The 11,788-nt window shown below is 67.4% G+C and carries 13 protein-coding genes and 2 pseudogenes; 12 read left to right on the forward strand and 3 right to left on the reverse strand.

Annotated features, from left to right (window positions below; genetic code table 11):
• Positions 1-126, reverse strand: a 126-nt coding sequence (locus A9W95_RS25830) for a histidinol dehydrogenase (RefSeq protein ID WP_371328008.1), incomplete at its 3' end; no start/stop codon positions are given.
• A gap of 34 nt (positions 127-160) precedes the next feature.
• On the opposite strand from A9W95_RS25830, the pseudogene hisD reads away from it, so the two are divergent.
• The 8 genes and pseudogenes from hisD to hisI all read left to right on the forward strand — a co-directional run.
• Positions 161-1,063 (forward strand): annotated as a pseudogene (hisD, locus tag A9W95_RS01130) (histidinol dehydrogenase); the annotation flags it as partial.
• Positions 1,060-2,193, forward strand: a complete 1,134-nt coding sequence (locus A9W95_RS01135; RefSeq protein WP_067408819.1) for a histidinol-phosphate transaminase — start codon at positions 1,060-1,062, stop codon at positions 2,191-2,193. The pseudogene hisD and the gene A9W95_RS01135, both read left to right, overlap by 4 nt.
• Positions 2,190-2,816, forward strand: a complete 627-nt coding sequence (hisB, locus tag A9W95_RS01140) for an imidazoleglycerol-phosphate dehydratase HisB (RefSeq protein ID WP_067408820.1) — start codon at positions 2,190-2,192, stop codon at positions 2,814-2,816. The genes A9W95_RS01135 and hisB overlap by 4 nt, the downstream gene beginning before the upstream one ends.
• Positions 2,813-3,433, forward strand: coding sequence for an imidazole glycerol phosphate synthase subunit HisH (gene hisH / locus A9W95_RS01145; protein WP_067408821.1), 621 nt, complete (start codon positions 2,813-2,815; stop codon positions 3,431-3,433). The genes hisB and hisH overlap by 4 nt, the downstream gene beginning before the upstream one ends.
• Complete coding sequence (gene priA / locus A9W95_RS01150; RefSeq protein WP_067408822.1) at positions 3,430-4,170, forward strand: bifunctional 1-(5-phosphoribosyl)-5-((5-phosphoribosylamino)methylideneamino)imidazole-4-carboxamide isomerase/phosphoribosylanthranilate isomerase PriA; 741 nt, start codon at positions 3,430-3,432, stop codon at positions 4,168-4,170. Before hisH ends, priA begins: the two co-directional genes overlap by 4 nt.
• 6 nt (positions 4,171-4,176) lie before the next feature.
• Positions 4,177-4,977: an inositol monophosphatase family protein gene (locus A9W95_RS01155; protein ID WP_067408823.1), complete on the forward strand. Its 801-nt coding sequence runs from the start codon at positions 4,177-4,179 to the stop codon at positions 4,975-4,977.
• Positions 4,967-5,764 (forward strand): imidazole glycerol phosphate synthase subunit HisF, encoded by a 798-nt coding sequence (gene hisF / locus A9W95_RS01160; RefSeq protein ID WP_067408824.1) that lies wholly within the window; start codon positions 4,967-4,969, stop codon positions 5,762-5,764. Before A9W95_RS01155 ends, hisF begins: the two co-directional genes overlap by 11 nt.
• A complete protein-coding gene (hisI, locus tag A9W95_RS01165; RefSeq protein ID WP_067408825.1) occupies positions 5,761-6,108 on the forward strand; it encodes a phosphoribosyl-AMP cyclohydrolase in 348 nt (115 codons plus the stop codon). Before hisF ends, hisI begins: the two co-directional genes overlap by 4 nt.
• Here the strand turns inward: hisI and A9W95_RS01170 are convergent.
• Positions 6,105-7,616, reverse strand: a complete 1,512-nt coding sequence (locus A9W95_RS01170) for a serine/threonine-protein kinase (protein WP_067408826.1) — start codon at positions 7,614-7,616, stop codon at positions 6,105-6,107. The two genes, hisI and A9W95_RS01170, sit on opposite strands and share 4 nt — an antisense overlap.
• Positions 7,617-7,770: 154 nt before the next feature.
• On the opposite strand from A9W95_RS01170, the gene A9W95_RS01175 reads away from it, so the two are divergent.
• Positions 7,771-8,853, forward strand: coding sequence for a calcium:proton antiporter (locus A9W95_RS01175; protein WP_067408827.1), 1,083 nt, complete (start codon positions 7,771-7,773; stop codon positions 8,851-8,853).
• A gap of 10 nt (positions 8,854-8,863) precedes the next feature.
• On the opposite strand, the gene A9W95_RS01180 is transcribed toward A9W95_RS01175, so the two are convergent.
• A complete protein-coding gene (locus A9W95_RS01180; protein ID WP_067408828.1) occupies positions 8,864-9,328 on the reverse strand; it encodes a peroxiredoxin in 465 nt (154 codons plus the stop codon).
• A 50-nt stretch (positions 9,329-9,378) separates the two neighbouring features.
• Here A9W95_RS01180 and A9W95_RS01185 point away from each other — a divergent pair, with 50 nt between their 5' ends.
• The 3 genes and pseudogenes from A9W95_RS01185 to A9W95_RS26640 all read left to right on the forward strand — a co-directional run.
• The gene (locus A9W95_RS01185; RefSeq protein WP_067408829.1) at positions 9,379-10,914 is read left to right on the forward strand and encodes an anthranilate synthase component I; all 1,536 of its coding nucleotides are present in this window, start codon (positions 9,379-9,381) and stop codon (positions 10,912-10,914) included.
• Entirely contained in the window at positions 10,911-11,573 is a 663-nt protein-coding gene (locus A9W95_RS01190) for a TIGR02234 family membrane protein (protein WP_067408830.1), read from the forward strand. Before A9W95_RS01185 ends, A9W95_RS01190 begins: the two co-directional genes overlap by 4 nt.
• Before the next feature lie 92 nt (positions 11,574-11,665).
• Positions 11,666-11,788 (forward strand): annotated as a pseudogene (locus A9W95_RS26640) (indole-3-glycerol-phosphate synthase TrpC); the annotation flags it as partial.

The following is an 11,788-nucleotide window of genomic DNA, read 5'->3' on the forward strand; positions in this document are numbered from 1 at the left end:
GCGCTGTGGCGGGCTGGCAACCACCAGCGAGTCGACGCCGGCGGCCTGAGCGGGCACCACGTTCATCACGACGCTGGACGGATACACCGCGTTGCCGCCGGGCACGTACAGCCCGACCCGCTGCACCGGTACCCACCGCTCGGTGACCGTCGCGCCGGGGCCCAGCGTCGTGATGAACGTGGTGCCCGCTCAGGCCGCCGGCGTCGACTCGCTGGTGGTTGCCAGCCCGCCACAGCGCAACTTCGACGGGTTGCCGCACCCGACCATTCTGGCCGCGGCGCGCCTGTTGGGAGTCGACGAAGTATGGGCCGTCGGGGGAGCGCAGGCCGTGGCGTTGCTGGCCTACGGCGGCACGGACGTGGACGGTGCGGAGTTGGCGCCGGTCGACATGATTACCGGCCCCGGCAATATCTATGTCACCGCCGCCAAGCGGTTGTGCCGCTCGCAGGTGGGCATCGACGCCGAAGCCGGACCCACCGAGATCGCCATCCTGGCTGACCACACCGCCGATCCGGCGCATGTGGCGGCCGATCTGATCAGCCAGGCCGAGCACGACGAGATGGCCGCCAGTGTGCTGGTCACGCCCAGCGCGGAATTGGCCGACGCGACCGACACCGAACTGGCCACCCAGCTGCAGACGACCGTCCACCGGGACCGGGTGACGGCCGCGTTGAGCGGACGCCAGTCGGCCGTCATCTTGGTCGACGACGTGGACGCCGGCGTTCAGGTAGTAAATGCCTACGCCGCAGAGCATTTGGAGATCCAGACCGTCGGTGCGCAGCAGGTGGCGAATCGAGTCCGTTCGGCCGGCGCCATCTTCGTCGGGCCGTGGTCCCCGGTCAGCCTGGGCGACTATTGCGCGGGATCCAACCACGTCCTGCCGACCGCGGGCTGTGCCCGGCACTCCAGCGGGCTTTCGGTACAAACCTTCCTGCGCGGCATTCACGTCGTCGACTACAGCGAGGCGGCGCTCAAAGACGTGTCCGGCCACGTCATCACGTTGGCCAAGGCCGAAGATCTGCCCGCCCACGGCGAGGCCATCCGGCGGAGGTTCGAACGATGACCGGCGAACCCACCCTGGACGACTTGCCGCTGCGCGAGGACCTGCGCGGGAAGTCCCCATATGGTGCACCGCAATTGGTGGTCCCGGTGCGGTTGAACACCAACGAGAATCCGCACCCCCCTAGCCAGGCGCTGGTCGATGACGTAGTGCGCACGGTGCAGCAGGCCGCCGCCGACTTGCACCGCTACCCCGACCGCGACGCGGTGGAGCTCCGCAGCGACCTGGCCGCCTACCTCACCGCGCAGACCGCCGTCGAGCTGGGCGTCGAAAGCGTTTGGGCGGCAAACGGTTCCAATGAAATCTTGCAGCAGCTTCTGCAGGCGTTCGGCGGACCGGGTCGCTCGGCGATCGGATTCACCCCGTCCTACTCGATGCACCCGATCATCTCCGACGGGACTCACACCGAATGGGTGGAGGCTGTCCGCGCCGACGACTTCAGCCTCGACGTCCCGGCGGCGGTGGCGGCCATTGTCGACCGTAAACCCGACGTTGTCTTTATCGCCAGCCCCAACAACCCGTCCGGGCAGAGTGTGCGCTTGGACGATCTGCGCAGCCTGCTGGATGTGGTCCCCGGCATCCTGATCGTCGACGAGGCCTACGGCGAGTTTTCCTCGCAGCCAAGCGCTGTCGAACTGGTCGCGGAGTACCCGACCAAGCTCGTCGTCACCCGCACCATGAGTAAGGCATTCGCCTTCGCCGGCGGCCGACTGGGTTATCTGGTCGCTACCCCCGCGTTGGTGGAGGCGATGCTGCTGGTGCGGTTGCCGTATCACCTGTCCTCGGTCACCCAGGCCGCGGCCCGGGCGGCGTTGCGGCACGCCGACGACACGCTGGGCAGCGTCGCGGCGCTGATCGCCGAGCGGGAGCGTGTCTCGGAGGCGTTGTCCCGCATGGGTTTTCGTGTCATACCCAGTGATGCCAACTTCATCTTGTTCGGGGAGTTCGCCGACGCGCCGGCCACCTGGCAGCGTTATCTGGATGCCGGGATTCTGATCCGGGACGTCGGCATTCCCGGCTTTCTGCGCGCCACCACGGGATTAGCCGAAGAGAACGACGCGTTCTTGCAAGCGAGCGCCCGGATCGCCGCCGAATCCGAACTCGGCACCCACCACGTAGTAGGAGCATCGTGACAGCCACAGCAACTCCGACCCGCCGGGCGCGTATCGAACGCCGCACCCGCGAGTCCGACATCGTCGTGGAGCTCGACCTGGACGGCAGCGGACAGGTCGACGTCGACACCGGCGTCCCCTTCTACGACCACATGCTCACCGCGCTGGGCAGCCACGCCAGCTTCGACTTGACGGTGCGCACCAAGGGTGACGTGGAGATCGAAGCCCACCACACCGTGGAAGACACCGCGATTGTGCTGGGTCAAGCGCTTGCCCAAGCTCTCGGCGACAAGAAGGGCATCCGCCGATTCGGCGACGCGTTCATCCCGATGGACGAGACTCTTGCGCACGCGGCGGTCGACGTGTCCGGCCGCGCCTACTGCGTGCACACCGGCGAACCGGACCACCTGCGGCACACCACCATTGCCGGCAGCTCGGTGCCGTATCACACGGTCATCAACCGCCACGTGTTCGAATCGTTGGCCATGAACGCCCGCATCGCGCTGCACGTGCGGGTGCTCTACGGTCGCGACCCCCACCACATCACCGAAGCCCAGTTCAAGGCCGTCGCCCGCGCGCTGCGTCAAGCGGTCGAGCCAGATCCTCGGGTGACGGGTGTGCCGTCCACCAAAGGCGTTCTGTGACAACGAAAACAGTAGTCGTCTTGGACTACGGCTCAGGTAATCTGCGCTCCGCGCAACGAGCGCTGGAGCGCGTCGGCGCCGACGTCGAGGTGACCGCGGACGCGCAAGCGGCCGCCGCGGCCGACGGGCTGGTGGTTCCCGGCGTCGGCGCATTCGAGGCGTGCATGACCGGGCTGCGCAAGATCAACGGGGATCAGATCATCGCCGAGCGGGTTACCGCCGGACGTCCGGTACTGGGCGTGTGCGTGGGCATGCAGATCTTGTTCTCCCGCGGCGTCGAATTCGGCGTGGAATCTACCGGCTGCGGGCAATGGCCCGGCGCCGTCACACAATTGGACGCCCCGGTGATCCCGCACATGGGCTGGAACGTGGTGCAGTCGGCACCGGATAGCGCGCTGTTCAAAGGCTTGCCCGCCGACACCCGGTTCTATTTCGTGCACTCCTATGCTGCCCAACAGTGGGAAGGGTCACCCGAGGCTCGGCTGACCTGGGCGACACACCAGGTGCCGTTTCTGGCCGCGGTCGAGGACGGAGCGCTGTCGGCCACCCAGTTCCACCCGGAGAAGAGCGGCGATGCCGGCGCAGCCATGCTGAGCAACTGGGTGGAGAACCTGTGACCGCACCGCTGATTCTGTTGCCCGCCGTTGATGTGGTCGACGGCCGCGCCGTGCGACTGGTGCAAGGCAAGGCCGGAAGCGAAACCGAGTACGGCTCGGCGCTGGACGCCGCGCTGGGCTGGCAGCGGGACGGCGCCGAGTGGATCCACCTGGTCGACCTGGACGCGGCGTTCGGGCGCGGGTCCAACCGCGAGTTGCTGGCCGACGTCGTGGGCAAACTGGACGTACAGGTCGAGCTTTCCGGTGGCATCCGCGACGACGACTCGCTGGCCGCGGCGTTGGCCACCGGTTGCGCGCGGGTCAACCTGGGCACCGCCGCGCTGGAAAACCCGCCGTGGTGCGCGCGGGTGATCGCCGAGCACGGCGAGAAGGTCGCGGTCGGGCTGGATGTACAGATCGTCGACGGGCAGCACCGCCTGCGGGGACGCGGCTGGGAGACCGACGGCGGTGACCTATGGGACGTATTGGAACGCCTCGACAAAGAAGGCTGTTCGCGGTTCGTGGTCACCGACGTCACCAAAGATGGCACGCTGGGCGGCCCGAACCTGGACCTGCTGGCCGGGGTAACCGAGCGCACCGACGCCCCGGTGATCGCTTCGGGCGGTGTATCCAGCCTGGACGATTTGCGTGCCATCGCCACGCTGACCGGCCAAGGGGTCGAGGGCGCCATCGTGGGCAAGGCGTTGTATGCCGGGCGGTTCACCCTGCCGCAGGCGCTGGCCGCGGTGCGAGGGTAGGCCGCAATGGATTTGGAGGCCCTGGTTGCCGAGGCGTCGGCAATCCTCGATGACGCGACGGAACCTTTTCTGGCCGGTCACCGTGCCGACTCCGCGGTTGCCAAGAAAGGTAACGACTTCGCCACCGAAGTCGACCTGGCGATCGAGCGGCAGGTGGTCGACGCGCTGGTCAAGGCGACCGGGATCGGGGTGCACGGCGAGGAATTCGGCGGCCCGGACGTCGACTCCCCGTGGGTGTGGGTGCTCGACCCCGTCGACGGTACGTTCAACTACGCCGCCGGCTCGCCGATGGCCGCGATTCTGCTGGGCTTGTTGCGCAACGGAGAGCCGGTGGCCGGGCTGACTTGGATGCCGTTCACCAACCACCGCTACACCGCCGTAGAAGGCGGGCCGCTGATGAAAAACGGTGTGGCGCAACCGAACCTCGAACGCACCGAGCTGGCCGACGCGCTGGTGGCCGCCGGGTCGTTCAGCGCCGACTCGCGTGGCCGGTTCCCGGGACAATATCGCGTGGCGTTGCTGGAGAATCTGAGCCGGGTATCGTCCCGCCTGCGCATGCACGGCTCGACCGGTATCGACCTGGCTTTCGTCGCCGACGGAGTATTGGGCGCCGCAATCAGTTTCGGCAGCCACGTCTGGGACCACGCCGCTGGTGTCGCACTGGTCCGCGCGGCCGGCGGCGTCGTCACGAATCTTGCCGGTGAACAGTGGACACCCGCATCCAAGTCGGCGCTGGCCGCAGCGCCCGGCGCGCACGCCGAGATCCTCGAAATACTCCGCGACACAGGCGAACCCGATGACTACTGAGCTGCACGTACGGGAAGGCGTTGCCGTGCGCGTCATCCCATGCCTGGACGTTGACGGCGGCCGCGTGGTCAAAGGAGTCAACTTCGAAAACCTCCGTGACGCAGGTGATCCGGTGGAATTGGCTGCTGCCTACGACGCCGAAGGCGCCGATGAGCTGACCTTCCTGGATGTGACCGCCTCGTCGTCGGGCCGGGCCACCATGCTCGACGTGGTGCGTCGCACCGCCGAGCAAGTGTTCATCCCGCTCACCGTCGGCGGCGGGGTGCGCACGGTCGCCGACGTCGACGTCCTGCTGCGGGCGGGCGCAGACAAGGTCTCGGTCAACACCGCCGCCATCGCCCGGCCCGAACTGCTGGCCGAGATGTCGCGCCAATTCGGCTCGCAATGCATCGTGCTGTCGGTCGACGCCCGCACCGTGCCCGAGGGATCACCGCCCACCCCATCGGGCTGGGAGGTCACCACGCACGGCGGTCGCCGCGGCACCGGTATCGACGCCGTCGAGTGGGCCGCGCGCGGAGCCGAACTCGGTGTAGGGGAGATCCTGCTCAACTCGATGGACGCCGACGGCACCAAAGCCGGCTTCGATCTGGCGATGTTGCGCGCGGTGCGCGCCGCGGTCACCGTGCCGGTGATTGCCAGCGGCGGCGCGGGCGCCGTCGAGCACTTCGCGCCCGCCGTGGCCGCAGGTGCCGATGCGGTGTTGGCCGCCAGCGTATTTCACTTCCGCGAGTTGACGATCGGTCAGGTCAAGGCCGCCATGGCGGCAGAAAAGATCGTGGTGCGATGACGTTGGACCCGCAGATCGCCGCACGCTTGAAGCGCAACGCCGACGGGCTGTTCACCGCCGTCGTGCAAGAGCGGGGCACCGGCGACGTGCTCATGGTCGCTTGGATGGACGACGCGGCGTTGGCCAGAACACTGCACACCCGGGAGGCCACCTACTTCTCCCGGTCCCGCGGTGAGCAGTGGGTCAAAGGCGCCACGTCCGGGCACACCCAGCGGGTGCACTCGGTGCGGCTCGATTGTGACGGCGACACGGTGCTGTTGACCGTCGACCAAGTGGGCGGCGCCTGCCACACCGGTGACCACAGCTGTTTCGACGCCGAGGTGTTACTGGCGCCGGAAGACTAGCGGACCGCGACGTCCAAGCCGTTGGCCGCGGCCAACGCCGCGCGGGTCCATTCGCGCCGCGCGACGGCCGGTTCGATACGGTCTCTCCGAATCACCTCGACGTCGATGGGTTTGTCCACCGTGATGGCGGCCGGCACCCGAAACGCAAACGCCGGTCGCTCGGTCGCGACGGCCAGGATGGCGTCGGTGTCGACAAACCCGTTGGCGCGCACCGTTTCTTCAGCCCACCGCGCCGGCTTGAGCCCGGCGAAGTCCTTGACGTAGACCACCCACAGCCGGGTTCCTCGTTCGTCGTAAAGCTTGTCTAGGGCTCGCTCGACGATGGTGTGCTCGGGCGGGGTCAGGACTCTGGCCTGATCGGTCACCAAGGTCGTCAACTCCAGCGCCGGTGTCGCAGTCGCGGCACCGTCCTGCTCGGGAGCCGCGGACTGTGCGGGCGCGGGACTGCTCGCGGGCCGGTCCGATCGAAAGACTCTGACCCCGAGGATCACCGCGACGGCGACCAGCACGACCGCGACCAAAGCAGCGGCCACCGTGACCGGTCGCATCCTGTTGCCCAGCCTGCGTGACGACTTCGGACCCGTCGCGGCGATCGCCTCAGTCGGCATGCTGACATAACCCGTGGGTGCGGTCGCCTCAGGCGTGCCGACGCCGAGTTGACCGGCCAATGCGGCCGCGAACTCCGTGCAATTCGCGTAGCGCTCGGCGGGGTTCTTGGACAACGCCTTGGCCAGGACCGGATTGAGGTCGGCAAGATCGGGTCGCCGCTCGCTGATCGGCGGGGGCGGCGCGGTCAAGTGCTTGGTGATGATCACTGCCGGGTTGGAGTGCTGAAACGGGGCGGAACCCGCCAACATGTGAAACGCGGTGCACGCCAGCGCGTACTGGTCGGCGCGCCCGTCCAGGTCGGCCCCCTGCAACTGCTCGGGAGAGCAGTACGCCGTGGTTCCCATCAACATGTTGGTCGCGGTCAGGCGGCTGATATCACCGAGCTCACGGGCGATGCCGAAGTCGGCAAGCAGAATGCGCCGGCGCAGAGTGCCTTCGCCGAGCAGAATGTTGGCCGGTTTCACGTCACGGTGCAGCAAGCCGCGCGTATGGGCGTAATCCAGCGCATCGGCAACCGCGGTGATGATCTCGATGACGTCGGCGGGCGGCATTCCCGACGGGTACCGGGTGTACAGCAGGTCGCCGGCGTCGGTGCCTTCGACGTAATCCATGGACAGCCACAGCTGTCCCTCGTATTCGCCGCGGTCGTGGATGCCGACGATGTGCTCGTTGTACAGACTTGCGACCAGGTCGGCTTCCCGGTTGAAGCGCTTGCGGAAGTCCTCGTTCGCCGTGAGATCGCGGGTCAGGATCTTCAGGGCATCGCGTCGCGGCAGGCGGGGATGCTGCGCCAAATACACCTCGCCCATCCCGCCAGCGCCTAACCGACGCACGATGGTGTACCCGGCGAACACTTCTCCTTCGTGGAGGCCTTCACGTTGTTCGTCAGTTGGCGGCATGTGAGCATGCTACTGAGACAGGGAACACAGCAAACCGTTTTCCTGTGATCCACACTGAGCCGCAATGCGATTCACGCGGCGAGCCGCCCGATACCGGTACTTGGCCGGTTGCGGGTGCCCGGCCGGGCAACGGTATCGATGAGAATGGCTGACGATGTTGAAACGCATGAGCTGGAACGTCGTGGTGCCGCTGCTTGCCCTCGTCGCACTCGCGTTGACCTGGGGCGTCAAGGTCGGGACGGCGGTGGGCCTGCTGGTGGCGCTGCTGCTTGCCGGTTCCGTGCTGGCCGCGGTGCATCACGCCGAAGTGGTCGCACACCGGGTCGGTGAGCCGTTTGGATCGCTGATCCTGGCTGTCGCGGTGACAGTCATCGAGGTGGCGCTGATCGTCACGCTCATGGTGTCGGGCGGGAACGACGCCGCAACGCTGGCGCGCGACACCGTGTTCGCCGCCGTGATGATCACCACCAACGGCATCGCCGGCTTGTCGTTGCTGCTGGGTTCGCTGCGCTACGGGGTGACGTTGTTCAACGCCCATGGCAGCGGTACCGCGCTGGCCACCGTGACCACTTTGGCGACGCTGAGTTTGGTGCTGCCGACCTTCACCACCAGTCACCCGGGCCCGGAGTTCACGCCCGGCCAGCTCACCTTCGCCGCGCTCGCCTCGCTGGCTCTGTACCTGATGTTCGTCTTCACCCAGACAGTTCGGCACCGAGATTTCTTTTTGCCGGTCGGAGAGGACGGGCCCGTCGACGACGACGGGCACGCGGACCCGCCGAGCCGGCGTGCGGCGCTGGTCAGCCTCGCGTTGTTACTGGTTGCGCTGGTCGCGGTGGTCGGTCTGGCCAAAGTGGAGTCCCCGATCGTCGAGCGCGCGGTATCGGGCATCGGTTTCCCGCAATCGTTTGTCGGCGTGGTGATCGCGACCCTGGTGCTGCTTCCCGAGACGCTGGCCGCTGCCCGTGCGGCCCGCCAAGGCCGCATCCAGATCAGCCTCAACTTGGCCTACGGCTCCGCAATGGCCAGCATCGGGCTCACCATCCCGACCATCGCGTTGGCCTCCCTGTGGCTCAGCGGCCCGCTGGTGCTGGGACTGGGCGCCACCCAATTGGCGCTCCTGGCGTTGACCGTGGTGGTCAGCGTTCTCACCGTGGTACCCGGCCGGGCGACCCGGCTGCAGGGCGAGTTGCATCTTGTGCTGCTGGCCGCCTACATGTTCCTCGAGGCCATCCCTTGAGGCCCGGCCGTTAGGCCGAAGACCGCGCGCGCAGTGTCGCCAACGCCTTGTCGGCGTGGCTGTCCATGCTGAATTCGCTGGCGATCACGTCAAGCACCGTGCGGTCGGTGTCGATGACGAACGTGGTGCGCTTGACCGGCAACAGCTTGCTCAGCAAGCCCCGCTTCACGCCGAACTGTGCGGCCACCGTCCCGTCGGCGTCAGACAACAGCGGGTAATCGAAGTGTTGAGTGTCGGCGAACTTGGCCTGCTTCTCGACAGGGTCGGTGCTGATCCCGACTCGACTGGCGCCCACGGCGGCGAACTCCTGCGCCAGGTCGCGGAAATGACAGGCCTCCTTGGTGCACCCGGGCGTCATGGCCGCCGGGTAGAAGAACAGCACCACGGGGCCGTCGGAGAGCAACGCGCTGAGTTTGCGCGGCGTGCCGTTCTGGTCGGGAAGTTCGAAGTCGGCCACCGTGTCACCAGTCTTCATGGCGGCAAGGCTACGCCCGCTCTGATCAGCACATCTGGTTGGATAGTTCGGTGCACGCCAACCTCGCCACCACGACGACGCGGGAAGATTTCCGCGCGCTGGCGGCCGAGCACCGGGTGGTCCCGGTGACCCGCAAGGTCTTGGCCGACAGCGAGACGCCGCTGTCGGCCTATCGCAAGCTCGCCGCCAACCGACCCGGCACGTTCCTGCTGGAGTCCGCCGAAAACGGGCGGTCGTGGTCACGGTGGTCGTTCATCGGGGCCGGCGCGCCTACGGCCCTGACCGTGCAGGACGGAGCGGCGGTCTGGCTGGGTGCCGTGCCGCAGGACGCGCCCACCGGCGGCGACCCGCTGGAGGCGTTGCACGCGACCCTGCAGCTGCTGGCCACCGCCGCGCTGCCGGGGGTGCCGCCGCTGTCGGGCGGAATGGTCGGCTTCTTCGCCTACGACATGGTGCGGCGCTTGGAGCGGTTGCCCGAGTTGGCTGTGGACGATCTCGGGCTGCCCGACATGTTGCTGTTGCTGGCCACCGATGTGGCGGCGGTCGACCACCACGAGGGCACCATCACCCTGATCGCCAACGCGGTGAACTGGAACGGCACCGACGAACGGGTCGACTGGGCCTACGACGACGCCGTCGCGCGGCTCGACGTGATGACCGCGGCGCTCGGTCAACCCTTGCCCTCCACGGTGGCCACGTTCAGCAAACCCGAGCCACGCCACCGCGCCCAGCGCACCGTGGACGAGTACGGCAAAATCGTCGACTACCTGGTCGAGCAGATCGCTGCGGGGGAGGCGTTCCAGGTGGTGCCGTCCCAGCGCTTCGAAATGGACACCGACGTCCAAGCCATCGACGTGTACCGAATGCTGCGGGTAACCAACCCCAGCCCCTACATGTATTTGTTGCAAGTGCCGAATAAAGATGGCGCGCTTGACTTTTCCATCGTCGGCTCCAGCCCTGAGGCGCTGGTGACCGTGCACGACGGCCAGGCCACGACGCATCCGATAGCCGGAACGCGGTGGCGCGGTGAGACCGACGAAGAAGACCAGCTGCTGGAGAAAGAACTGCTCTCCGATGACAAAGAATTGGCCGAGCACCTGATGCTGGTCGATTTGGGCCGCAACGACCTGGGCCGGGTTTGTGCGCCCGGTACCGTGCGCGTCGAGGACTACAGCCACATCGAACGCTATAGCCACGTGATGCACCTGGTCTCCACGGTGACCGGATCGCTCGCCGAGGGGCGCACCGCACTGGACGCGGTGACCGCCTGCTTCCCGGCGGGCACGTTGTCCGGCGCGCCGAAGGTTCGGGCCATGGAGTTGATCGAAGAGGTCGAGAAGACCCGGCGCGGCCTGTACGGCGGTGTCGTCGGCTATCTGGACTTCGCCGGCAACGCCGACTTCGCGATCGCCATCCGCACCGCCTTGATGCGCAACGGCACCGCCTACGTGCAGGCCGGCGGCGGTGTGGTTGCCGACTCCAACGGCACCTACGAGTACAACGAGGCGAGGAACAAAGCGCGCGCCGTGCTCAATGCGATCGCCGCCGCGGAAACGCTGGCCGCACCGGATGTGAGCCAGGGGTGAACGCGGCGCAGCGACCGGGTCGTCGCACCGTCGCAATCGCCCAGGTGTTGTTGGTTCTGGCTGCGGCCGCGTTGTGGGCGGCGTCGCGGTTGACGTGGGTGGTCATCCGCTCGTTCGACGGGCTGGGCCCGCCCAAGGACGTGAAGCTGTCCGGCGGGTCTTGGTCGACCGCGCTGCTGCCGTTGGCGGTACTCCTCGTGGCGGCGGCCATCGCTGCGCTGGCGGTGCGCGGCTGGCCACTGCGGGCGTTGGCCGCGCTGTTGGCCGCTGTCAGTCTCGCGATCGGATATCTGGGCGTCAGTTTGTGGGTCTTGCCGGATGTGGCGGCACGCGGCGCGGAGCTGGCACACGTACCGCTGGTCACCTTGGTGGGGAGTTCGCGCCACTACTCCGGTGCCGTGGTGGCGGTTGTCGCCGCGACGTGCACCTTGATCGCCGCGGTGCTGTTGTTGCGCTCGGCTTCGGCGTCGGCATCGTCGGGCGGGGATACGACGAAGTACGTGACGCGCGCCGCGCGGCGCTCGAAGGCGCGCGAGGCCGAGACCGATACGGGCGAAGAAAACGGTTCTCACATGTCGGAGCGGATGATCTGGGATGCTCTCGACGAGGGACAAGACCCGACCGACGCGCCACGCGAGTCGGACACCGAGGGTCGGTGACGGGGGGCACGCTCAAGACCGCTACCCTTCTTGAACGTCGTCGCTTTCGGTTGGTTTGGTGGCGGTGGGTCACGACGGAAGGAACCGCAGGCATGAGTCCGGCAACCGTGCTTGACTCCATCCTCGAGGGAGTCAGGGCCGACGTTGCCGCGCGCGAAGCCCGCATAAGTCTCGCGGAAATCAAGGCAGCCGCAGCAGCAGCGCCGCCACCTCTG

The sequence above is a fragment of the Mycobacterium sp. 1423905.2 genome (assembly GCF_001673155.1).
Classification (GTDB): domain Bacteria; phylum Actinomycetota; class Actinomycetes; order Mycobacteriales; family Mycobacteriaceae; genus Mycobacterium.